This window comes from Xanthomonas sp. JL1 (genome assembly GCF_038405005.1).
Window position 1 is genome coordinate 1 of the sequence record NZ_JBBYGR010000009.1, and the last position, 23,504, is coordinate 23,504.

At 65.0% G+C, this 23,504-nt stretch carries 19 protein-coding genes, 2 other RNA genes and 1 pseudogene; 9 read left to right on the forward strand and 13 right to left on the reverse strand.

All coding sequences use genetic code 11. The features are described from left to right. Positions 1–121: 121 nt before the first annotated feature. The 9 genes from WJW29_RS01925 to xanC form a co-directional block, all read right to left on the reverse strand. A non-coding RNA gene (locus tag WJW29_RS01925) (sX9 sRNA) lies at positions 122–198 on the reverse strand. A 114-nt stretch (positions 199–312) separates the two neighbouring features. After that, positions 313–750, reverse strand: a complete 438-nt coding sequence (locus WJW29_RS01930) for a phosphotransferase (RefSeq protein ID WP_011409659.1) — start codon at positions 748–750, stop codon at positions 313–315. Further along, positions 737–3,106, reverse strand: coding sequence for an MMPL family transporter (locus WJW29_RS01935; RefSeq protein WP_042465789.1), 2,370 nt, complete (start codon positions 3,104–3,106; stop codon positions 737–739). Before WJW29_RS01935 ends, WJW29_RS01930 begins: the two co-directional genes overlap by 14 nt. Positions 3,107–3,244: 138 nt before the next feature. Further along, entirely contained in the window at positions 3,245–3,892 is a 648-nt protein-coding gene (locus WJW29_RS01940) for a LolA-related protein (RefSeq protein WP_011409661.1), read from the reverse strand. Further along, positions 3,816–4,790 carry an acyltransferase gene (locus WJW29_RS01945; protein ID WP_011260623.1) on the reverse strand — a complete coding sequence of 325 codons (975 nt, stop codon included), beginning with the start codon at positions 4,788–4,790 and terminating at the stop codon, positions 3,816–3,818. Before WJW29_RS01945 ends, WJW29_RS01940 begins: the two co-directional genes overlap by 77 nt. Further along, positions 4,787–5,014, reverse strand: coding sequence for a hypothetical protein (locus WJW29_RS01950; RefSeq protein ID WP_228329590.1), 228 nt, complete (start codon positions 5,012–5,014; stop codon positions 4,787–4,789). The genes WJW29_RS01945 and WJW29_RS01950 overlap by 4 nt, the downstream gene beginning before the upstream one ends. Positions 5,015–5,085: 71 nt before the next feature. Beyond that, positions 5,086–5,835: a lysophospholipid acyltransferase family protein gene (locus tag WJW29_RS01955; RefSeq protein WP_011409662.1), complete on the reverse strand. Its 750-nt coding sequence runs from the start codon at positions 5,833–5,835 to the stop codon at positions 5,086–5,088. A 53-nt stretch (positions 5,836–5,888) separates the two neighbouring features. Then, positions 5,889–6,572: a ketosynthase gene (locus tag WJW29_RS01960; RefSeq protein WP_080493953.1), complete on the reverse strand. Its 684-nt coding sequence runs from the start codon at positions 6,570–6,572 to the stop codon at positions 5,889–5,891. A 37-nt stretch (positions 6,573–6,609) separates the two neighbouring features. Beyond that, positions 6,610–6,879 (reverse strand): xanthomonadin biosynthesis acyl carrier protein XanC, encoded by a 270-nt coding sequence (xanC, locus tag WJW29_RS01965; protein ID WP_011260626.1) that lies wholly within the window; start codon positions 6,877–6,879, stop codon positions 6,610–6,612. 302 nt (positions 6,880–7,181) lie between these two features. Here xanC and WJW29_RS01970 point away from each other — a divergent pair, with 302 nt between their 5' ends. Beyond that, positions 7,182–8,531, forward strand: a complete 1,350-nt coding sequence (locus tag WJW29_RS01970; protein WP_011409664.1) for an NAD(P)/FAD-dependent oxidoreductase — start codon at positions 7,182–7,184, stop codon at positions 8,529–8,531. Beyond that, entirely contained in the window at positions 8,528–9,535 is a 1,008-nt protein-coding gene (locus WJW29_RS01975; protein WP_011409665.1) for a pteridine-dependent deoxygenase like protein, read from the forward strand. The genes WJW29_RS01970 and WJW29_RS01975 overlap by 4 nt, the downstream gene beginning before the upstream one ends. 245 nt (positions 9,536–9,780) lie before the next feature. On the opposite strand, the gene WJW29_RS01980 is transcribed toward WJW29_RS01975, so the two are convergent. Both WJW29_RS01980 and WJW29_RS01985 read right to left on the reverse strand, forming a co-directional pair. Beyond that, positions 9,781–10,740 carry a 5'-nucleotidase gene (locus tag WJW29_RS01980; protein WP_011409666.1) on the reverse strand — a complete coding sequence of 320 codons (960 nt, stop codon included), beginning with the start codon at positions 10,738–10,740 and terminating at the stop codon, positions 9,781–9,783. Positions 10,741–11,192: 452 nt separating this feature from the next. Beyond that, on the reverse strand, positions 11,193–12,539 hold the full coding sequence (locus WJW29_RS01985; RefSeq protein WP_041182320.1) for an AMP-binding protein: 1,347 nt from the start codon (positions 12,537–12,539) through the stop codon (positions 11,193–11,195). A 745-nt stretch (positions 12,540–13,284) separates the two neighbouring features. Between WJW29_RS01985 and WJW29_RS01990 the strand changes: the two genes are divergently transcribed. Then, the gene (locus WJW29_RS01990) at positions 13,285–15,645 is read left to right on the forward strand and encodes a S9 family peptidase (protein ID WP_012443849.1); all 2,361 of its coding nucleotides are present in this window, start codon (positions 13,285–13,287) and stop codon (positions 15,643–15,645) included. Between the two features lie 83 nt (positions 15,646–15,728). Here the strand turns inward: WJW29_RS01990 and WJW29_RS01995 are convergent. Further along, positions 15,729–15,805: non-coding RNA, sX9 sRNA (locus WJW29_RS01995), on the reverse strand. A 239-nt stretch (positions 15,806–16,044) separates the two neighbouring features. On the opposite strand from WJW29_RS01995, the gene WJW29_RS02000 reads away from it, so the two are divergent. From WJW29_RS02000 to WJW29_RS02010, 3 genes are all read left to right on the forward strand, one after another. Further along, on the forward strand, positions 16,045–16,809 hold the full coding sequence (locus WJW29_RS02000) for a hypothetical protein (protein ID WP_228329591.1): 765 nt from the start codon (positions 16,045–16,047) through the stop codon (positions 16,807–16,809). After that, positions 16,806–17,399, forward strand: a complete 594-nt coding sequence (locus WJW29_RS02005) for a hypothetical protein (RefSeq protein ID WP_011260633.1) — start codon at positions 16,806–16,808, stop codon at positions 17,397–17,399. The genes WJW29_RS02000 and WJW29_RS02005 overlap by 4 nt, the downstream gene beginning before the upstream one ends. A gap of 414 nt (positions 17,400–17,813) precedes the next feature. Beyond that, complete coding sequence (locus WJW29_RS02010; RefSeq protein ID WP_011409668.1) at positions 17,814–18,275, forward strand: isoprenylcysteine carboxylmethyltransferase family protein; 462 nt, start codon at positions 17,814–17,816, stop codon at positions 18,273–18,275. Positions 18,276–18,492: 217 nt separating this feature from the next. On the opposite strand, the gene WJW29_RS02015 is transcribed toward WJW29_RS02010, so the two are convergent. Continuing rightward, positions 18,493–18,924, reverse strand: a complete 432-nt coding sequence (locus WJW29_RS02015) for a helix-turn-helix domain-containing protein (protein WP_011260634.1) — start codon at positions 18,922–18,924, stop codon at positions 18,493–18,495. Positions 18,925–19,059: 135 nt separating this feature from the next. Here WJW29_RS02015 and WJW29_RS02020 point away from each other — a divergent pair, with 135 nt between their 5' ends. The 3 genes and pseudogenes from WJW29_RS02020 (at position 19,060) to kdgT (ending at position 23,318) form a co-directional block, all read left to right on the forward strand. After that, positions 19,060–19,938: an SDR family oxidoreductase gene (locus WJW29_RS02020; protein ID WP_011409669.1), complete on the forward strand. Its 879-nt coding sequence runs from the start codon at positions 19,060–19,062 to the stop codon at positions 19,936–19,938. An 822-nt stretch (positions 19,939–20,760) separates the two neighbouring features. Beyond that, positions 20,761–22,213 (forward strand): annotated as a pseudogene (locus WJW29_RS02025) (OprO/OprP family phosphate-selective porin). A gap of 148 nt (positions 22,214–22,361) precedes the next feature. Then, on the forward strand, positions 22,362–23,318 hold the full coding sequence (kdgT, locus tag WJW29_RS02030; protein WP_011260636.1) for a 2-keto-3-deoxygluconate transporter: 957 nt from the start codon (positions 22,362–22,364) through the stop codon (positions 23,316–23,318). Positions 23,319–23,504: the final 186 nt, after the last annotated feature.

The window sequence follows — 23,504 nt, forward strand, 5'->3', positions numbered from 1 at the left end:
ATCAGGCGCATTTCTTCCAGCGCCGCCCGCGATACCAAACGTCCGTCTCTCTTCTTCATGGATGGTTGGACAGCATGACGTCAACATCCGCTCCCTAATTTACTGACTTATTAGTAAGAGCGGCTAACAAAACGTAGCGAGCAGTCGTCAGGTGGGTGCGGACGGCGCACTCAGAACCGGAGTGTACGCGTGGTACATGCCGATTACGAGCACCGGCCGCGCCCGCCTGGCGGTGAGCGCAGTCGTTTTGTTCGCTGCTCTGAATCGACCGCAAATAGCGCCGGCACCGAGCCGGCCTATTGATCAAACGCGCTACGCCTGCGCAGCGCCCAGCATCACCGTGGCACGCCCTTCGGCAAGCAATTGCTCGCCATGCGTCAGGCGAAAACTGTATTGCTGGCTGTCCTCGCCCTGCATCAGCACCTGCGCTTCGCAGTCGATCGCCTCCGGCAGCGTTTCCAGATGGGTCACGTGCAACTCCACGCCACGCAGCGCCACCAGCATGCCCGGGCGTACCGGCTTGCCGGATGCGCGGCCCAGCAAACCGCCATGCACGGCCATGGCCTGCGCACCGTATTCGCACAGATGTAGTGCACGCAGGCGCCCGTTGGAACGTAACGGATGCGCATCGCTGCGATGCGCGTGACTACGCAGCACGATGCGCTGCGCATCCCACTCGATCACGTCTTCCCACAGGCACATGCTGCCCTGGTGTGGAATCAGCGTGGCAATCGCGTCACGTCCCTGCATGCGGCTCTCCATTCGCGGTGCGTTCCAGCGCCGGTTCGCGCGATACCAGCAAGGCCAGAATGAAATTGAACAACACGCCCAGCGCCACCGTGCTGCCGATCGCACGCAAGACCGGAATGCTGGACGCGGCCAACAACGCGAACACCAGCAGGGTCATCAGGCTGCACACGATCAATGCGTGCAGCGTGCGGAGCTGGTCGGCGTGATCGTCGCCGGCGTGATCGAAGAACAGCGCGTAATCCAGGCCCAGGCCGGCGGCCAGGATCAGCGCGATCAGATGGAACAAATTGAGCTCCACCCCGGTGCCGCGCAGGATCGCCAGGATCAGCACCGTGGTCAGCGCCATCGGCAGCAACACCCGCACGATGCGGCGCGGACTACGCAGTGCGATCGCCACGGTCACCGCCAGCAACAAGGCGGCCAATACCAGCGCACCGAGCACGCGTCCACGGTAGGCAGCCACCAACGATTCGGAGGCTTCCTTCAGATCCAGCAATTGCGCGCCACTGCCTTGCACGGCAGCCGCCAGGACCGCCGGATCGCGCAGGCCGGTCAACGACACCAGTGCGGTGCTGCGATCGCCACGGCCCAGCAACAAACCACCGACCGAGGTCGCCAGCGGCGAGCCGGTCAGATCCTTCGGCAGCAGCGGTGCGGCGCGCTTGGCGGCGTCCAGATCCTGCAGGAACGGCGCAAACGCATCGCTGCGGAACGGCGTGGTGGCGACAGCAGTCTCGGTGAACGCACGCGCCTGCGCGGCGTCGGGCAACGCCGCCTGCCGCGCATGCTGGGTCTTGGCGCTGGGCAGATAGCGCGCCGCCATGTCGTAACCGAGCAAGTCACCATTGCGCACCAATGCATCCAGGCGCGGGCGCAACTGCTCGCTGGCCTGCAGTGCCGCCTCATCGTTCGCGGCCGGTAGCGCCAGCACGTAACGCACATCCGGCGCACCCAGTTCCTGACGCAGGTGCATGTCCTGCGCCAATGCCTTGGGCGGCACCGGCGTCAGCTTCGACAGATCGTTCTGCCAGAACTGCCCCGGCGCAAGCACGATCACGGCAATGCTGAGCACGGCCATCACCGCCAGGCTGACGATGCGTGGCCGCGGCAAGCGTGCCACGCCACGCCACAGCACGGCCAGCAGGCGCGAATCGGCATAGTCGCGCGGAGCCGGATCGATCAAGGCCGGCAGCATCCAGCGCGTAGTGACCGCGGCGGTGGCAAGGCCGGCGATGGTGAACACCGCCAGCTGCCGCAAACCGTCCACACCGGAAAACAGGAAGGTCACATAGGCAATGCAGGTGGAAACCACGCCGGTGACCAACGTCGGCCACAGATGCCGTGCGTTTTCGCGCGGATCCAGACCGGGGCGCTGATGACTAAACAAGTGAATCGGATAATCCTGTACCACGCCGATCAGGGTGAACCCGAACGCCACGGTGATGCCGTGCACGCCGTCGAACAGCACTGCGACAGCGCCCAAGCCGGCCAGACCGGCGCTGGCCAGGGGCAACACGCCGAGCACCGGAATCTTCCAGCTGCGGTAGGCCACCAGCAGCAACAGCACCAGGCCCACCGTATCCAGCGTGCCGATCCATTGCGCCTCGCCTTGGGTGCGCGCGGTGATTTCCACCGCGAATGCACCCGGCCCGGTCAGCGTCAAGCGCGTGGACGTGCCCTTGCTGACTTTCGCGAAGGCCGCTTGCACGGCGTCGTAGGCCAGCTGCTGGCCGGTGGGGTCGAAGCCGGCCGCGCGCGTCTGCACGATCAACAGCGCCGACGTGCCGGCACGATCGAACCACACGTCATTGCGCGTCTGCGGCATCGCTGCCGGCTGCAGGGTTTCGGCCAGATGCAGGATTTCCATCGTGGGGTCGCGCGGCAGCAACGGCTCCACCATGGCTGCCGCCGGCGAGCCCAGATCCTGCACGCGCGCCTGCAACGCCGCTTCCAACGTGGGCGCATCCAGCGGAGTCTTGTCGAAGCTGTCGCTGAGCAGATAGCGATACGGCAGCAAGCGCTTGGGAATCGCCTCCAACCCGGCGTTACCACCGTTGCCGACCAGCTCGAACAGCTCCGGCTGTGCGGCCAGTGCTTTCTGCAGTTGCTGCGACTGCTCGGCCAAGGTGACGGGGTCGCTATTGGACAACGCCATCAGCAGCAGCCGCGATCCAGGGCCTTCGCCGAGTTCTTCGATCAACAGTTTTTGCGCCGGCGTGCGCGGGGCGGGCATGAATTTGCGTAGATCCCCGGTAACCTTGAGCGTCTCGCTCAACCAGAATCCGGCCACCGCCAGCAATGCCAGCCACAGCAGCGCCAGGCCGATGCGGCGGTTTGCGTTCAACTCAAGCGCCATGGTGTGCGTGTCCTGCTGCAGCGGCCGAACGCACGCCGGCCGCAGGCGCGGCATCGGTCGTTATCGGCAACGTGCGCGTTTCAGCTGCGAATGGTGCGATGTGTTTAGAGACGACCGGCGCACCCATCACGCGCGCGGTCACGCGCCAGAACCGTGGCAGAGCGTTGTCAGCGCGGTGGCATCGGTCACGCCGGCCGCTTCGCGCGCCGCACCGGCCAGCAGCGTGCGCTGCACGTCGCCCTTGGCCGGCACGCTTTCGATACACCGCAGTTCGTCCTTGCGTCCGTACAGACGCAATTGGCGCACCTGCTTGGCCACCGCGGCGTCCTTGGGCTGCAACGTCAGCAGCCAGGCCTGCGGCTGGCCCTGCCCACTGACGCTGTAGTGCTGCTCCAGCAGCGCGCGGTCGCCGGACAACAGCGCGCCGAAGCCGGACTTCAAGCCGGCCAGTTCGGGCACACGGCTCAACGAGAAACGACGCGGCGATTTGCCTTCGCGTTCCAGCACGCCTTCGTCGCCAGTCAGCGTGGTGGTTTCGTGGTACGGCGCGCTGACTTCGCGCACCAGCGTCTGCGCATCCGGGCGACGGTAGTGGCCCTCGACGCGCAACGGCGTCTTCAGCAAGGAAGAGCCCCGCAGTTCGACGAATTCGGTGCTGACCGGTGCGGGGCGCGCCAGGCGCTCCAGCACCTGCCCGACGTCGAGCGTCTCAGGCGGTGCGGCGCATAGCGGTGCGGCGCTGAACAGCAGTATCAGCATCCACGGCAGGGTGCGGCACATCGGCATGGTGGGTGTTCCAGAAATCGTAGAAGTTGAACCAGTTGTACGGCGCGTAGCAAGTGTAATGTTCCAGCCTGGCAGCGTAATCGCGCATGAGTACCGCAAGCATGGGGGCGCGCTGACGATGCGGCACGTCCAGGCCTTCGCTGAAGGTTTCGAACGCCAGCTCGTAATGATTACCACCGTGATACAGGCCGAATGCCAGCACCACCGGCACCTTGAGCGCAGCGGCGATCAGCCACGGCGAGGTCGGGAACATGGCATTGCGGCCGAGGAACATCGCCGGCAGCGCCGGGTCGCCTTCGCGCGGGCGATCGATCAGCAGCGCCACCAGCGCACCGGCGTCGGTGGCTTCCTTGATCGCCATGACGATCGAGGTCGCATCCATGCCGGCGTCGATGATGTTGGCGGCCAGCTGCGGGTTGAGCGCGCCCAGCAGGTCGGTCATGGCGCGGTTGTGCGCCTTGTCCAACACCACCTTGACCTGCACGTCCGGGCGCTCGGTGGCCAGCACGCGCAGCGCATCGAAGCTGCCTAGATGCGAGCCGAAGATCAGCACGCCGCGGCCACGATCCATTTGCGTATGCAGTTGATCCAGGCCGGAGATATCCACGCGGAAGCGCTGCATCTGCCCGCACAGCATGTACACCCGATCGAGGATGGTCGAGGCGAAGGTGTGAATGTGCCGCGCCACATCGCGCAGCGTGGCCGGGCGGCCGAGTACCCGCGCCAGATAGGCACGCGAGGCGGCGCGCTCAGGCGCGCGCACCAGCAGGAAGTACAGCGTGATCGGATATAGCAGCGCGCGTCCCACTACACGCCCGCCGTGCCGTGCGATGCCGCGGATCAGCCACAGCGCAAAGCGCCCACCGCCTTCCGGACGCTGTTTCCAGTGCTTGCTCATGTCCCCGCCTCCGCCACCAGTTCGCCGCTGACCAGCACTACATCGGCACGCTGCACACGGAAGCGCCAACGCGGGCCATCGCCTTCCAGTGTGACCGAGGCGGTCTGGCCGGGCAGCAACGGCTGCACGAACTTCACCTGCGGCAGGCGCGCGGCCGCGCGTGGACCATGCAGTGCTTCCACCGCCTGCAGCACATGGTCGAGCACGACCACGCCAGGCACCACGGGACGACCCGGGAAATGTCCGGGCAGGCAGGGATGATCATGCGGCACAACGAAATCCATAAGCGTGGAACTCAGATCCTGGGGTGAAGCATTGCAGCCACGGCCTTGTGTGCCTGCTCGGTCAATTGTTGGCGATCCGGCGCATCCGGCCCGGTCACAGCGATCGGCGTACCGATCCGCACGCGGATGATGCCGGGGCGCACCCTGAACAGGCCATCGACCGGCAACACCCTGCCGCAGCCGTCCAGCGCCACCGGAACCACCTGCACGCCAGCATCGATAGCAGCCTGCAGTAGCCCGACCTTGAATGGCAATAATGCGCCGGTGCGGCTGCGGGTGCCTTCGGGAAACAGACACAACTGTTTGCCCTGGCGCAACAACGCAGCCACCTGACGTCGCACCAGTGCCCCTGCCCTGCGGCTGTCGCGGTCCAGAAACAGCATGCCGGTAGCGCGCGCATACCAGTTCACGAACGGCACCTTGAGCATTTCTTCCTTGAGTAAGAAGCGCAGCGGCACCGGCAAGGCGTAGAACAGCGCGCAAATGTCGATGATCGACTGGTGGTTGCTCACGAACAGATAGTTCTTGGACCAATCCACCCGCTCGCGCCCTTCCACGATGACCGTGACTCCCGCGCCGCGGAACAGCACTGGCGCCCACATCCAGCTCCCCATGCGCAACATCCGGTCGGCATCGCGCGTGATCGCCATCAATGCCAATGCGTAGACGATCCCGCCAGCGGTAAAGGCCAGCGTGAATGCCAATTGCAACAGGTTGAACACAGCCCACGCCAGGCGCGACGGCATCCTTGCCAACGGCATCTTTGTCTTGTCCCCGAAAGTATGCACGTACGTCGCTACCCCTGGCCACGCACTCAGCGCAGCAGATCGCGCCAGAAGTCCGGCCCGAGCCGCGCCATCTGACGCAAGAAGTCTGGCAGATTACGATAGGGACGCTGTGGAAACCAGCGGCCGCGCAATAGATATTCCCCAATGAAGAAACCGCCAATCACGCCATAGCAGAGCAGATTGGCGAACAACGAGGCGCGCGCATCGCTGATCGGCAGCGGCGAGGCATAGCCCAACTGCGTCAGCACGCCGCTGGGTTCGGCGCACAGGCCGAGCACCAGATTGGCCAGGGTCAGGCCGCACAGCAGCAATGCCCAGGCCAGCGTGAGACGGCGCGTGTAGCGGCGTTGTTCGGGCGTGACCGGCATGCCGGCCTGGCCGTACAGGCCTTCCACAATGCGCGTGATCAGCGGCGTGCGGCCGTGGCGCAGGCTGCGCCCGAAGAACCAGGCGACCCAACCGGTAAACACCACCGGCGGCGCCGCCAGCACCACCATCGCGTACGGCGAATGCCACAGCACGCCCAATCCGGCGAGCAGCAGCAGTGCCAGCGCCCAGGCCCAGGCCCGGCGCGCAACCATCGGTTCGATCAAGACCATCAGCACCAGCAAACCACCGGCGATGGCGGCCACCTCCGGGCGGTGACTGGCATTGGCCCAATGCGCCAACGGCGAATACGCCACCGCCAGCAGAACGCCCATGCCCAGCACCCATGCAGGTGCGTCGGGGGATGGCGCAGTCGGCAGATCAGACGGTCTTGTTGGCTTCGACATGCGCCGACAATGCGCGCAGCGACGCGAAGATGCGACGGTTCTCGTCGTTGTCCGAACGCAGCTGGAAGCCGTAGCGCTTGCTGATCGCCAGCGCCAGTTCCAGCGCATCGATCGAGTCCAACCCCAGCCCGGTGTTGAACAACGGCGCCTCCGGATCGATGTCGGCGGGTTGGACGTCTTCCAGGTTCAGACTTTCGACCAGGAGTTCGGCCAGTTCACGTTCGGCAGCGGTTTGCGAGGACATCCAGGATTTCCACAGGTCAGGGTAGGGCGGCAAGAGTGGGAAGAAGCAACAGCAGCGCGGGCGACCATCGGAGTGCGTGGGCGTCGCGTCGGCCGTAGTGTACGTTGCCGTCACTGCCAATCCGAGCATCTGCCGCGCGGTCTGACCGACGCCTGCACGTGCTGCCGGCGTTGTTCACACATGGATCGGCGGCCCGCGGGCTGTCAGGGCGGCAGAGCAGGTTATCATGACTGCATGACGCTCGCCCGCTGCAGGTTCGTTCCAGGATGACTTCCAACGCTGTTCGCCACACCCCGACCGCCATGCCGGCAGCCGGGCCGGCTCCCGGACCGGAGTGTCCGGATGTCCTGATCGTCGGCGGCGGCCCGGCTGGCTGCACTGCGGCCATCGCGCTTGCCGAGCTCGGCTGGTCCGTTACCCTGCTCGAGAAGGAGCAGCATCCGCGCTTTCATATCGGCGAATCGTTGCTGCCGATGAACATGCCGATTCTCGAACGCCTGGGCGTGCTCGCCGATGTGCGCGCCATCGGCGTGCTCAAGCGTGGCGCGGATTTCCCGAACGACAGCGGCGGCTACAACACGTTTCGTTTTTCGCACGCGCTCGATGCCAAGGCCGATTTCGCCTTCCAGGTGCCGCGTGCGCAATTCGACCAGGTGTTGTTCCAGCGCGCGCGCGCGGCGGGCGTGGATGCACGCGAACAGGTCAGCGTGGAGCAGGTCGCGTTCGACGGCGAACAACCGCTGCTGCAGGCACGCACGGTCGACGGCGGCGTACAGCAGTTCCGCCCGCGCTATCTGCTCGATGCCAGCGGCCGCGATACCTTTCTGGGCACCCGCCTCAAGCTCAAACGCGCCAACGCCAAGCATCAATCGGCCGCGTTGTTCAGCCACTTCCGCGGCGTGACGCGGCGCCCGGGCGAGGATGCCGGCAACATCAGCATCTACCGGCATGCGCATGGCTGGATGTGGCTGATTCCGCTGCCGGAGGACATCATGAGCGTGGGCGCAGTCTGCTACCCCGAGTACATGAAAACCCGTAAGGGCGACAGCGAGGCCTTTTTGATGCGCACGCTGGCGCTCAATCCCGAACTCAACGCGCGCATGCTCGACGCCGAGCGCGTGGCACCGGTACATGCCACCGGCAATTACGCCTACGAATGCACGCGCATGGCAGGGCCGCGCTGGTTGATGCTGGGCGATGCCTACACCTTCGTCGACCCGATGTTTTCCTCCGGCGTGTTTCTGGCCATGCACGGCGCCGAACGCGGCGCAGCCATGGTGGATGCCGCACTACGCGCCCCGCAGTCGGAAGCGAAACTGCAGCGTGCCTTACAACGCGAATTGACCCGCGGCGTGGACGAATTCAAGTGGTTCATCTACCGCTTCACCTCACCCACCATGCGCACCTTGTTCGCGCAGCCGCAAAACACCTGGCAGGTGGAACAGGCGGTGGTGGCAATGTTGGCCGGCGACGTGTTCGACAGCCCCAAAGTCCGCATTCGCCTACGCGCCTTCCGTGCCCTGTACGCACTCACCACTTTGTCGATGCTACCGCGCGCCTGGCAGTCGTGGCGCCACCGCCGGCGCCAGGCCAAGCTCGGCTTCGAGGGCGACACCTTGCAACGCGACACGCAACAACGAGACGCTCAATGACCGCTTCCCAGGCCCAGACCACGCACGCCGTGCGCCATCCCCGCCTGCAGGTCGACTATGTTGACCAGACCGACCCCGGCGTGTTGCTGGCCGACCCGCAGGTGCTGGCCGTGTTCGGCTTCGGCGATGCGGCGCCGCGCCTGCACGACCCGCGCTATCTGCGCGTGCCGTTGCAGCCGTATCAGGCCAGCGTGCTGGAAGTTTGGCGCACCGCTGCGCCGGTGCGCAGCGGCCGCGAGGGCAATATCGCCTGGTCCAGCGACGGTCATTTGCATTTTGGCGTGATCGAGATCGACGAGCAGGACCTCGATATCGAAGAAGCCGCCGCCAAGGCGTATGCGGAAATCACCGCCTTTGTCAGCGGCAGCCAGACGCCGCGGTTGCTGCGTATCTGGAATTACCTGGACGCCATCACCCTGGGCAGCGGCGACCGCGAACGTTACCGCCAGTTTTGCGTGGGCCGTGCACGCGGACTGGGCGCATTCGACACGGCGCAATTGCCGGCCGCCACCGCCGTGGGCCGTTGCGATGACGAGCGCATCATCCAGATTTACTGGTTGGCGGCCGCCAATGCCGGTATGCCGCTGGAAAACCCGCGGCAGGTGAGCGCTTACAACTACCCGCGCCAGTACGGCCCGCAGCCGCCGAGTTTCGCGCGCGCCATGTTGCCGCCGGCCGGCAGCGACATGCCGCTGCTGTTGTCAGGCACCGCGGCCGTGGTGGGCCACGCCTCGATGCACACCGGCCAACTGCTGGCGCAGCTGGAAGAAACCTTCGCCAACTTCGACGCCCTGCTCGGCGCCGCGCGCCTGCACGCGTCGGCGTTACCCGCGCAGTTCGGTGCCGGCACCCGCCTGAAAGTCTATGTGCGCGAACGCGACGACCTGCCCAAGGTCGCCCAGGCACTGGACGCCCGCTTCGGCGACGCGGTGCCACGCCTGCTGCTGCACGCAGTGATCTGCCGCGATGAGCTGGCGGTGGAGATCGATGGGGTGCATGGCTGAAGGATGCTGTACGTGCGGATGCTGCCGCCCGGGACGACCCGCAGGCCGGCGATCCACTGACACGCGCATTGCGGAGTGCGGGACGCGGCATGCGCCAGGCAGAGACGACCATCATTCTGCGGATTTCATGATGGCCCGAGCACTCAATGCGCAACCCAAGGCCGTCTATACGACTGCAACCGATCCGCTTCGCCCATCGACGCTCACGCTGTGCGCTATTGCAATGGGAGTCCGTACATGAGTTGTTAGACTGCAGGCGACTCACCACCGAGCTTCGGCTGATTTGTGACGCCGAAGGGAATGTGAACCGAAGGGGCAACCGCGCTTGCCGACTCCAGATGGCCAGACTGGTCATCGAAGAAGATGTGCGGCTTCAGCACTCCGAGGACCTTGCCCTTCTCAATTCCGCCGAGAAAGAATGCATCGTTTGCCATGACGCCCCAACTTTTAAGAGTTTTAAGTGCGCGCTCGTGGGAGGGGGCATTACGTGCAGTTACGATAGAAACGCGGACTCGATTTTGGTAATCGGGATTCTGCTCCCGGTGCACCTCCTCAACGGACTGAATCTTTGACACCCGAACCAAGAACTCTTTAAGCGGCCCGGGATTGTGAGGCTGCATCACGTTCTTCACTTCGTGGTCGTGGAACGCCGAGAGACCGGAGGCTTGCATCACCGATTCTGATTCGTCCCCCGCGAGGACACCATCGAAGTCGAACGCTATGCGAAGAGTCTTATCATCTTCATCATCGTCAAACTCTGAATCGAGCACTTGCCCGGCGGGATGGCCAAGGCCAATTGCAGCCTCGACATCTGGCTTATGTCCAGACAGGAAGAGTGCGATGTTGAGAGCAGGAATGTACTCGTAGGGCGACCGCCCCTGCATGAAGATCGCTCTTGTCATCCCTAGGCCGTAGTGCTCAATAGTCTTCATCACCCGCAGGCCAGTATCTGGATCGTTGCGGGAGAGAAGCACGACCTCGACCAAAGGATCCGTGGGATCTGGGCTGAGGTCGTTGAGCGCAAGAAGGCGCTTTATGAAGGGGAAAGCTATTCCCTTAGGCAGCGGGGAGCCCAGGTTCTCTTCCTGATACTTCCGATACTGTTCCTCGCCTTGGCTCCTGAACACGGCATCCGAGTGCCGCAAATCGAACACAGCACTCGATGCAACCCCAATGACCAAGCGATCCTTTAGCTCGTATGGCATCAATCCCCCTCAAAGATCCGTCCTACCGCCTAACGCCTGAATTAAACCGAGTTGCAAAGCACTCTTCGGCTCGAAGAGTTGTCAGGCAGTGAGCGGCCGAAAAAGGTTGGATGGTGCAACCATGCTCCCCAGCACTGCCGCCTGGACCGAGTGTGCCACAGCTTGCCAGATGGAGCTTGCCCAACGATGCCCGGTGCGGGTTGCCAGCGAAGCCAAATGCAACACGCGCAGCGCGGCAATGACGTACAAGGGCGACGCAACGAAGTTGCCGCACCCAGCAACGGCGATGACGACTCCCGAAGCCGACCGCATGCAAGCGAACCGACCGAAGCCGGACCCACCAACAGACGTGCTCCCCACGGCCTAACTCTGCGCGCATCCAGCGCTTGACCAGTGAGCCGTCCGCTCTCATCTGGCCGGCGTGAGCGAGCTGCAGACGGGCTTACCCAGCCTCACTCACCCTTGAGCAAGCCCAGCACCACATCGCGCGGCAGTTTGCCGGTTTCGTTGCGTGGCAATGCGGCGACCTTGCGCAGACGGCGCGGCAGGAACACCGGGTCTACGCTGACGCGCAGTGCGGCCAGCACCTGGGCTTCGTCCAGGGAGGGAGCGACCACCAGCGCGGCGATGCGGCCGACCGCCTGGCCGGAGTCGGGCGCGAGTTGCACGATGGTGCCATCGACCACACCGGGAATGGCGAGCAGGCGCCGGGTGAGATCGGCCAGCGATGCGCGTTTTCCGGCAATTTCCAGCAGATCGGCTTGACGGCCGCGTACCTGAAAACGGCCGTCGTCGGCCACGTCCATCATGTCGGCCAGCAGCACCGGTGTGGCCAGATGCGGCGCATGCACCAGCGTGCCTGCGGCCTGCGTTTCCAGGCGCACACCGGGCAAAGGCGTCCATGCCGCTTCCAGCGCCGTGCGACGCACGGCGAACACGCAGGTTTCGGTGGAGCCGAACATCTCGCGCACTTCACCACCGAAACGCGCTTCGGCCGCAGCGGCGATTTCCGGCGCCATCGGTGCAGTGGCCGACACGATGCCGGCCAGCGGCGGCAGTGCCACGCCGGATTCGACCAACGCACGCAGATGCACGGGCGTGGTCACCAAGACACGCGGCGCGGGAATATCGGCCAGCGCACGCGCCACATCGTCCGGGAAGAACGGGCGCTCGGCGTGCACTGCCAGGGTGGTCACCATCGGCAGCAGCACCGACAACTCCATGCCATACATGTGCTGCGGCGGCACCGTGGCGACCACGTGCGGCACAGCGTCGGTGTGCGCCCACAGGCTTTCCAGCGCGACCAGATCCTGGCGCGTGCTGGTCAGGAAACTGCCCCAGGTCTTGGGATTGGGTTGCGGGCTGCCGGTGGTGCCCGAGGTGAAACCGATCGCCACCAGCGCGTCGTCGGCCAACTGTGGAATCGGGCCCGCAGCCTGCGGCAATTCGGCAGGCAGCTGCCAATACCGCGGCGGCGCGAGCTCCAGGTCCAGATCGCCCAGGCAGTACGCATCGGCGTGGCGCGCCTGCACTTCGCCCACTACCGCAGGTGCACGCGACGATGGCAGCAGCGATACCTGCCCGCGCAGCGCGCACGCGTAGAACGCCACCATGAAACGGTAGCGGTCCTCGCACAAATTCACTGCATGGCTACCTTCAGGCAGCTGCTGCGCCAGACCGTGCACATGCGCGATGAAGGTGGCCAGATCGACCGACTGCCCCGCGCGCCAGGCCAGCGGCCGGTCGAGCGCACCAACAGCCATCGGATGGGAAATAGGGGGAGCAGGCAGGCTGGACATGAAAACCGTCGGTCGCAAGAGCACGCTAGCTTGTCCGCCACCCGCGCTGCTGGCAAGTCGGGAAGTTCCCTCTGCGGCAAACCGCGGCGAGCGCGTCTTGTGTCGATGGCTTGCACATGTGTGTAGGCGGCGTGCGCGTTGTGCGGCACGGCAAATCATCTGCTCGCCGGTCGGAGATACTCCACCGGCGTGGCAGCGCCCAGGAAACCTCGGAACAACTGTTTCGCCAGCTTACGATCAGTCGCTGGGGCAGTCTCCATAACTCGCAAGTCATTGATTTGCAGCATGAGCGACCGCCGCGATCAAGCGGAATCCCAGGTTCGCTCGTAACGCCACGCGTTGTTCAGAGGTTCCGCTGCGATGCACCGGCTCGCTGTGGGTGTGATGGCTGTCGTGCGATGTCTCTGCACGGCTACGTTTTCCAGAGTCCTGCGAAATTTCCCCGGATGCGTCTGCGCTTGTGCCAGCCCGGCACGCGCACGCGTGGCTTCGCCAGCCCAGTAGCGTTGAAGAATTCATTTTTTCGCTGTCGCATCGCACCTCGCTGGTGCCACGCGCTGCGCTCGCCTGCACTGCACGCCTTGCACAGCGCTGGGTATGGTCGTGGCCACTAATCGCGAGCTGTTGGTTGTCGCCCGCACTGCACATCGCCACGTACGCATGACCTGTGGCCCAAGCCCGCTGCGGAGGCGAACTGCTAGGCTTGCGCGCTGTCCTTTGCGTCCCGCCGTGTCCGATGCCCAGATTGTTGCCGTTGACCCTTCTGCTGCTGGCCGCCGCTGCGCATGCGCAGTCTGCCGCCCCGCTCACCATCGAACAGGCGATGGCCGACCCGGACTGGATCGGGCCGTCTGTGGACCAGGCCTGGTGGCAATGGGACGGCAAACAGGTGCAATACCTGCTCAAGCGCGCCGGCAGCCCGGTGCGCGACACCTATCGCCAGAGCACTGCCGGCGGCACGGCCGAACGCGTGGCCGACACCGCGCGCGCCGGCCTGGATGCGGCAAACCCGAGCTACGACGCCACCCGTCAGCGCATGCTGTTCGCACGGAACGGGGACATTTTCCTGCGCGATCTGCGCTCCGGTGCGCTGACCCAGCTGACCCGCAGCAACGAGATCGAATCGCGTCCGCAGTTCGCCAGCGACGGCGGTGCGATCTGGCGCGCGGGCAACAACTGGTACCACTGGCGCGCCGATGGGGGCACCGCGCAGGTGGCGGTGGTCAAGGCCGAGCGCGACCCTGACGCCGCCCCCAAACCCGATGTGCTGCGCGAGCACCAACTGGCCACGCTGGCCACCTTGCGCCGCGACAAGGAGCAACGCGACGCGCTGCGCACGCAGGACGACGCCTGGCGCCGCGCCGATGCCACGCGTGCGGCAGCGCCGGTGTATCTGGGCGATGAGGTGGAGATCGTCGATAGCGCGTTGTCGCCGGACGGCCGCCATCTGCTGGTGGTGACCCAGGCCACGAACGCCGAAGAAGGGCAGGCCGGCAAAATGCCCAAATACGTCACCGAATCCGGCTACGAAGAATTTCAGGAAGTGCGCACCCGCGTCGGCCGCAATGCATCGGTGGCGCACGCGCTGTGGCTGGTGGATGTCAGTGCGGGCACGGCCAAGTCACTGTCTTTCGACCCCCTGCCCGGCATTGCCACCGACCCGTTGGCCGCATTGCGCAAGGCCGCCAAGCGCGACGCACTCAAGGGCAACCGCGCGGTACGTGTGGAAAGCAATGGCGACGGCAGCGGGCCGGCAGTGCACTGGAGCGACGACGGCCGCAACGTGGCAGTGGAAATTCGCGCGGTGGACAACAAGGACCGCTGGATCGCCAGCGTCGACCTGGACAACGCGAAGCTGCAGCCGCGTCACCGCCTGAGCGATAGCGCCTGGATCAACTGGGACTTCAACGATTTCGGCTGGCTGCCCGACAACCGCACGCTGTGGCTGCTGTCGGAAGAATCCGGCTATTCGCAGTTGTACACCATGGAAGGCAACAGCAAACCGCGCCAGCGCACCCGCGGCAAATGGGAAGTGTCGATGCCGGTGCCCAGCGCCGATGGCAGCGGCATGTTCTTCCTGTGCAACCAGAAATGGCCGGGCGATTACGAAGTCTGCAAGCTCGACCTGCGCAACGATCAGCTCACCGAAGTCACTGCATTGAACGGCGTGGAAGGCTTCAGCCTGTCGCCGAACGGGCAGCAGTTGCTGGTGAGTTACTCGGGTAGCTATCTGCCGACGCAACTGGCCGTGGTGCCGGCCACCGGTGGCCAGGCCACCGTGCTCACCGACACGCGTACGCCCGCATTCAAGGCGCAGCCGTGGATTGCGCCGCAGTACGTGCAAGTGCCGTCCAAACACGGTGCCGGCACGGTGTGGGGCAAGTATTACGGGCCGACCACTCCCGAGCCGGGCAAGCAGTATCCGATCGTGATGTTCGTGCACGGCGCCGGCTATCTGCAGAACGTCTCCGAGCGCTACACGCCGTATTTCCGCGAGCAGATGTTCCACAACTTGCTGGTGCAGCAGGGCTACATCGTGCTGGATCTGGACTACCGCGCCTCCAGAGGCTACGGCCGCGATTGGCGCACCGCGATCTATCGCAACATGGGCCACACCGAGCTGGAAGATTATCTGGACGGGCTGGACTGGCTGGTCGCCACCAAACAGGGCGACCGCGCGCGCGCCGGCATCTATGGCGGTTCGTACGGCGGCTTCATGACCTACATGGCGCTGTTCCGCAGCCCCGGCACCTTCAAGGCCGGCGCGGCGCTGCGCCCGGTCGGCGACTGGATGCAGTACAACCACGAATACACCTCCAACATCCTCAACACGCCTGAGCTGGATCCGGAGGCCTACAAGACCTCCTCGCCGATCAACTACGCCGAGGGCCTGCGCGACCATCTGCTGATCGCCCACGGCATGATCGACGACAACGTGTTCTTCAAGGACTCGGTCGACATGACCCAGAAGCTGATGGAGCTGCACAAGGACAACTGGCAGCTGGCACTGTACCCCCTGGAACGCCACGGCTTTACGCGTGCCGATTCGTGGCTGGACGAGTACAAGCGCATCCTCAAGCTGTTCAATGCGCAAGTGAAGCCCTGAATCCGGTGGAGCTGCGGGTGGCGGTCCTTCGATGCAAAGGGACGACGCGCGCAGCGCCCGGGCGTTGCGCGTGTCCTTAGAGCGGCGAACAACACGTCGCGAGCAGCCGTCAGGTGGGCGCGGACGGCGCGCTCAGAACCGCAGTGGACGCGTGGTACATGCCGATTCCGAGCACCGGCCGCGCCCGCCTGGCGGTGAGCGCAGTCGGTTTGTTAGCTGCTCTTAGCTGCGCCTGCGCAATCATGGCCAGAGCGCGCAGCAACCAAGCGCGCAATCCAGTTGCTTCGCACTCACCTGTTGCTACGCGAGTGGCTCTAAGCTTGGTGCAGGATCGGTAACGCGCCATCGCCACGCGTGCACCGCTGCATCGGTCCGCCGCATGACCGGTGCGCCGCCGGCATGGCGGCGCTTCCACTCACCACTGGCGCAGGGAAGGGAAACGCGATGGGCCTGTGGGACCGGTTGTTTGGACGCAAGAGCGCTGCGGCAAGCACGCCGCGCACAGAACCGACCGCAGCACCTGCCGCTGCCGTAGACGCGTCGGAGGCGGCGGCAGCCGAGATCGACCCCGCACTGCAGCCGGCGCTGACGGCGTTTCAGCGCAGCGACCACATCGAAGCCTACAACGCCGCGCAAGCGCAGCTACACCTCGGTGCGGACGCGCAGCGCCTGTGTGCCCTGTCGTTGAGCGCCTTGGACCGCTATCGCGAAGCCTATCCGTACTGGCTGGCGCTATGCGCGCTGGAGCCCACCGCCCACAACGCCCTGCAGCTGGCGACCACCTCGGTGATGTGCAACGAGATCGATCGTGGTGCGCAGTGGTTGCTGACGTTCGATGATCTCAACGCGCAGGAGCGATCGACCTCGCCCGCCATCGCGCGCACCAGCTTCCTCACCGCACTCACCCGTGCCGGCCACGGTGCGCACGCGCTGCCGCACCTGGAATGGTTGCGCGAAGCGTATGCCGGCATGTCGATGACCGACAGCCACTTCCTGTACGTGCGCGGGCTGCCGTTTCTCGAAGCCTTTCTTGAGCGCAGCACAGCGCTGTTGCGCGAATGCCTGCCAGCCGACGCAGTGCCTGCGTGGTACGCGCAACTGCAACCTGCGCTGGATCCTCCTGGTCGGGGGATGGTGGCCGCCCACATCGCATCGCTGCAATGAGCGCCATGCAACCAGCATCGGCAAAGCAGCGCGGCGGCTTCGTAACCCCGTTGGCGTGGGTCTCGTTGTTCCTGGGGGTGGTCAGTGCGCTGGCCAATCTGGTGCAGATCGCAATGATCGCGCTGACGCCAGATGCAGCATCGTTAGGACTGCCAGAAGGCATCACCCTGCCCCCCTCGTGGCAGTGGCTGATCGACCACGCGATGTCGCTCTCTGTCGCCGGGATGGTGCTTTCAGCGGCCTTCTCCGGGTTGAGTTGGGCGCTGCTACAGCGGCGCGAGTGGGCAAGAATCGGCTTCGTGGCGGTGTTGTTGGTGACCGGGCTACTTAATTTCGGCGGGCTGGCGTTGATCGGGCCGTTGTTCGACGGCGTACAAACGCTGTTGCCCGCCGATGCGCTGCAAAGCCCGGAGTGGCCACAACTGCAGGCACGTTTGCAGGCCACCCGGCAGATGGCGGTGGTTCTCACCGGCGTGGGTGCACTGGCAATCGGCGGCATACACGCAGCATTAGCGTGGCGGCTATGTACGCCCGCTGTTCGCGCAGAGTTTTCGTCGGTGGCGTCATTTGGGCGCAAGCAAGTGCCCTAACGTAACATCGCCAATCACTTCAACAATCGGCGCAGTGACGACAATGAAACCATCGGAAGCTGATGCGATAGCTCAGGCGATATTGACGCGGGATCCTGCGGAGCAGGAGGCCTTGCGCCTCGAGCGTGCCAGGCAGGCGCAATGGCGGAGTGAGCAGCGTAACGTTGCAGGCCTAGGCCTTACCGGTTTTGTCGCAGGCGCGGTGGTGGCACACGTCCTCGACGACCGATGGGTGGTCGGTGGATTGGTGGGCAATCTTCTCGGCGCCGGAGTGGCGTGGATCTGGATTTCCATGCGCAATCGGCACCTCAAGTCGGTGTCGAGATCAGATCCGTAGACTGACCCAACGTCATCTCCGATGCATCCGGCAGCTCAGAGCAGACGCGTTGAGGAAACATATCATCGACCGCAACGATGCATTGGCTTGAAACAAAGATCCCACCGCCAGTCGTGATGGTGTTGCTAGGCCTTGCTGCGTTTGCCATCACGCGTCTGGTACCAGCGGTTTCATTTTCGCTACCACTGCGCACACCTGTGGCGGTTGTACTGGGGTGTGTCGGCGTCGCGCTCAATGGCGTTCCCAAGCTTGCGTTCAAGCGCGCGGGTACGACTGTCAATCCACTGAGGCCGGCGCTGGCAACCCAACTGATTACTGGCGGCGTCTATCGTTACAGCCGAAATCCAATGTATCTCGGTCACGCCTTCATCCTGCTGGGCTGGACGTTGTATTTGCACCACGCAGCGGCACTCCTGGCAGTCGCGCTGTTTGTGCTTTACGTGACGCGCTTTCAGATCAGGCCGGAGGAACGGCAGTTGAGTGTCCGGTTTCCTGGCGTCTATGCGGAATTCTGCGCGCGTGTTGGACGCTGGCTATGAGCGGGTGGGGAGACGTGCCTGCAGGATGTCGCGAGCAGGTTGATTCATCGGCAGGTCGTCGAAACGCCCAAGCCGGGCTTTTACTGCCTTGGCGACACAGCGGCAATGGCTCTGAAGCGATCAGTCATCGGGTTTCTGCCTGCAAGGCGTCAAGCCGATGCGCAGCCAAGCGCCGCTCGATCACGGCAACGCATCGACTCACATTGCAGGATGCCTGCTATGCCATCGCTTCATCACGATCCAGCGTGACCACCGTCTGCTGCGCGCGATCGAAGCGTTCGCGGGCGGCGCGGATGTCGGCGTGGTGTTCACCCGCCCAGTTGAGTAGCTGCGAGACCGGACCGAGCAGCGCGATGCCCAGCTTGGAGAGCGCATATTCCACGCTCGGCGGTTTGGTGGCGTAGACCTTGCGGGTGATCATGCCGTTGCGCTCAAGGTTGCGCAGGGTCTGGGTGAGCATGCGCTTGGAGATGTCCGGTACCGCGCGCTGGATGGCGCTGAAACGGGACGGGCCGGGGATCAGCGTCAGCAGGATCAGCAGGGTCCACTTGTCACCGATTTGGTCGAGCACATCGCGCACGGGGCACTTGGTGGCATCGAAGGGACCTTCCAGGGACGACGGCGGCGGGAACAGGGCAATCGCATTCACAGGGGTATCTCACGGTAACCAGGGGGAGCAAAATTGCCTCCTTGCGGAGGTCCGAGCGGCGCTGACATCATGCTGGCGGACACAGAGGTCTAGATAGTAGATCAAATCTCTTATAAGAACCTAAAGGAACGCGTCATGACATCTGCTTCACCTTTGATTCTTGTCACCGGCGCCAGCGGTCAGTTGGGTGCGCTGGTTGTCGAAGCGCTGCTCGGGCATGTGCCTGCGGGCCGCATCGTAGCAACGGCTCGGGACACCGCGTCACTGGTTGAGTTCGCAAAACGCGACATCGCGGTGCGTCAGGCGGACTACGCTATCCCGCACAGCCTGCACACGGCCTTCGCTGGCGTGGGCCGGGTGTTGCTGGTGTCGTCCAATGCGGTGGGCCAGCGCGTGCCGCAACACCGCAACGTGATCGAGGCGGCCAAGCGCGCCGGGGTGGAGCTGCTGGCGTATACGAGCATCCTGCATGCCGATACCAGTACGCTGTCGCTGGCCGCCGAGCATGTGGCCACCGAGGCGCTGCTGCGCGACAGCGGCGTGCCGCACGCGTTGCTGCGCAATGGCTGGTACACCGAGAACTACACCGGCTCGATCGCCGCCGAAGTCGCCCACGGCGCGGTGATCGGCAGTTCCGGCGAAGGCAGGATCAGCGCCGCCACGCGCGCCGACTATGCCGCGGCCGCTGCAGCAGTGCTGGCCGCCGATGCCCCGCAGGCCGGCCAGGTCTACGAGCTGGCTGGCGATACCGCTTTCACGATGGCCGAGTACGCCGCCGAAGTGGCGCAGCAGTCGGGCAAGCCGGTGGCCTATCAGGATCTGCCGGAAGCCGATTACGCGGCAGCGCTGGTGCAGATCGGCCTGCCGGCTGGCTTCGCACAGGTGTTGGCGCAGTGCTCGGCGGCCTCGCGCGGCGGCGACCTGTTCGATGACAGCCACACGCTGAGCCGGCTGAGTGGTCGCTCCACCACCCCGCTGCGTGATGCAGTGGCTGCAGCGCTCGCAGCGGGCTGAGTCGCGGCCGGTACCACTGCGCTGGCGCGCCGTTTGGCACGCAGTGCTTCGCTCGTCGTTGAGAAGGTTTGCCGTGACCGTTTGCGATCACGGCGAACTTGATCGTGCGCCACCGCCTGCGACCGACAGCGATGATCAGTCGGCCGGCGTGGCTGCGTGTGTCGCGATCATCGTCAGCACGCTGTGCCAAGTGCATCGGGCGAGGCGATCGGCGGTGGCGCCTTGATAGCAGCCAATCGACGAACGCGCACAGCTCGGTTGGCCTGCGCGTGGCGCTGTGATCGAGCCGATGAAGCACTGGTTTGCTGATAGCGCTGGACGCTCGGGCAGCCTGGACACTGTGCGACGCACTCCCGGCGCCGCATATGGCAACGTGAACGTGCAGCTGCGCTGTCACTACGCGCGGGCTTGCCGAAACACGATGGTGGCGCAGGCCCACACCGCCGCATCCACACACCCTGGCGAATCCTGCGCGTAATGCCGCGCAGCCATCGGCGATGCGCAATGTCGAAAGCGCGAATGGCGGTGCGCGATCTGCGCCATGCCACGACCACGCGTCCCCGCATGCAGTTCGACTGGACCACCTCCGCCGCGCGGCGCGCAGCTGGGCTCGCCTCACACTGGTCGCATAACTGCCATCGCCGCGACAGGGACGTCCGCCGACGTCACCGAACTGACTTCAAATCGAAATATAACTGCTGCCATGGCTGCTACGTCCGGACGACCGGCGCCCTGGCAGGCGCTTGCACGCCGTGCAGCCGCTCTCTGACAGCACCGGATCGACGTAGCCGCCGACGCGTTTCCCCTGCACGAGCCGGACCAATGAAAAAACGCAATCTCGCCACTACGCTGTGCGCACTCAGCGCCAGCGGCAGCACGCTCGCCGCCGAGCTGGAACTATACGTCGACCGCAAGACCAAGCAGATCTTCGCCGAGCCGGCGCCGGGCCGCGACAAGCTGGGCACCTTCGTGCAGGTGGACGAAAACGGCAAGCTGCCGGCATCGGCGATGCCGGCCGCGCCTGCACGACCGCTGCCGCCTGCGCCAGGCGCCGCCACGCCCGCCGACACCGCCATCGCTCAGGCCACGCCGGCTGCTGCTACCCCGGTCGCAGCGCCAGCGCCGGCCAAGTCCGGCGACACTGCCAAGAAGTGGTACGACAAACTCTGCCTGCGCGGCTACACCCAGATTCGCTACAAGCAGGGCATCGGCGGTGATGCACAAGATCTGCGCGCACCCGGCGACCGCTTTATCGGCGACGACCAGAGCCTGGGTATCCGGCGTGCGCGTCTGGTGCTCAGCGGCGATCTCAACGAGCACGTGTCGCTGTATTTCCAGCCGGATTTCGCGAGCACGCCGACCGGTTCGACCACCTCCAACTTCGCGCAGCTGCGCGATGCCTACGCCGATATCTTCTTCAACAAGAAGCGCGAATACCGCGTGCGTGTGGGCCAGTCGAAAATGCCGTACGGCTGGGAAAACCTGCAATCCAGCCAAAACCGCCTCTCGCTGGATCGCGCCGACGCACTCAACTCCGGCCTGCGCGACGAACGCGATATCGGTGCAGTGTTCTTTACAGCCCCACCGTGGCCAAGGGCCGGTTCCAGGACCTGGTCAAGCGGGATCGAAGGGTTCGGGCGATTACGGCGTGATCGGTGCCGGTGTGTACAATGGCCAGGGCGCCAACCGCGCCGAGCGTAACGACAGCATGCACGCGGTGGTGCACGCCACCTACCCGTTCAAGTTCGCCAACGGCCAGTATCTGGAAGTGGGTGCCGACGCCTACGCCGGCCGCTTCGTGCCGACGGCGGCGGCAGTGAACATCGGCGGCCTCAGTTTCACTCCGGCCATCACCGCCCCCACTGGCTACACCGACCAGCGCGTGGCCGCGCACATCATCTACTACCCGCAGCCGTTCGGCCTGCAGGCTGAATGGACGGTGGGCCGTGGCCCGGAACTGGATGTGGCCCAGCGCCGCATCCGCACCCGTTCGCTGAGCGGCGGCTATGTGCAGGCCATGTTCAAGCACGACGTCACCTACGGCACCTTGTTGCCGTACGTGAAATGGCAGAGCTACCGCGGCGGTTCCACGTTCGACACCAATGCCCCGCGCATGCGTCTGGACGAAGTGGAAGCCGGCGTCGAATGGCAGCCGATGGATGCGCTGGAACTGGTGTTCGCCTCTTCGAAGATGAAGCGCACCGACGTCAGCACCGCCCCGTATCCGGTGGTGGAAGGCGATTTGCTGCGGTTGCAGTTGCAGGTCAATGACTGAGCAACGTGAGTAAACGCCGGTGATGGCTGCTGCCATCACTGGCGCTTTCGCATGCGGCCGCATGCGTTCGCGCCGGGATCTGCATGCGCGCTGGCGCCTGCGCAATGCTGCCCGCCCCGCGCGGCGTTACGCGCTCACTGGATCGCGCATGCGTATCAAGGCCACGGTAGAGCGACTTCCTGGCGGGATGATGTTGGTCCCCCTGCTCCTCGGAGCGCTGTGCCACACGCTCTGGCCACAGGCCGGCAGCACATTGGGATCTTTCAGCAACGGCTTGATCAGCGGCACCGTCCCGATCCTGGCGGTGTGGTTCTTCTGCATGGGGGCAACCATCCAGCTGCGCGCATCCGGCCGCGTGCTGCGCCGTTCCGGCAGCCTGGTGCTGACCAAGATCGCGGTGGCCTGGCTGGTCGCCGTCGTGTGCGCGCCGCTGCTCCCCATCGGCGGTATCCCGAGCGGGCCGTTGACCGGTCTGTCGGTCCTGGCGCTGGTCGCGGCGATGGACATGACCAACGGCGGACTCTATGCAGCGTTGATGCAGCAATACGGCAGCAGTGAAGATGCGGGTGCCGTGGTGCTGATGTCGCTGGAATCCGGCCCGCTGATCTCCATGCTGATCCTGGGCGCCAGCGGCCTGGCCACGTTCGAACCACAGCTGTTCGTCGGCGCAGTGCTGCCGCTGTTGCTCGGCTTTGCGCTCGGCAATCTCGATGCGCAATTGCGCCAGTTCTTCGCGCAGGCGACCCAGACGCTGGTGCCTTTCTTCGGCTTCGCGCTGGGCAACACCTTGGATCTGTCGACAATTGTTCACACCGGCGCGAGCGGAGTGCTGCTGGGCGTGGCGGTCATCGTGATCACCGGGCTGCCCTTGCTGCTGGCCGACCGCTGGCTCGGCGGCGGCGACGGCACCGCCGGAGTCGCCGCCTCGAGCACCGCGGGTGCCGCAGTGGCTACCCCAGCGTTGATTGCCGGCATGGCGCCGCAGTTCGCACCGGCCGCGCCGGCGGCCACTGCGCTGGTGGCCAGTGCGGTGATCGTCACCTCGGTGTTGGTGCCGTTGCTGACTGCGTTGCAGGCAGGCCGGAGCCGGCAGCGCATTGGCTAAGGTCGTTGCGCGTGTCATGCGCGGTGCGCCGGGAGGCGTTGGCCTGCAGCGGTGCGCCATGCATGGCGATGGCGCGATAGCACTTCGCGCAAGGGCTGCGCACAGCCGCTGACGATCAGCTGGAACAACGTGCGCAAACGGCACATACCGATTCCGTGCCTGTGCCCCGCCCGTGCAGCGTTTCGC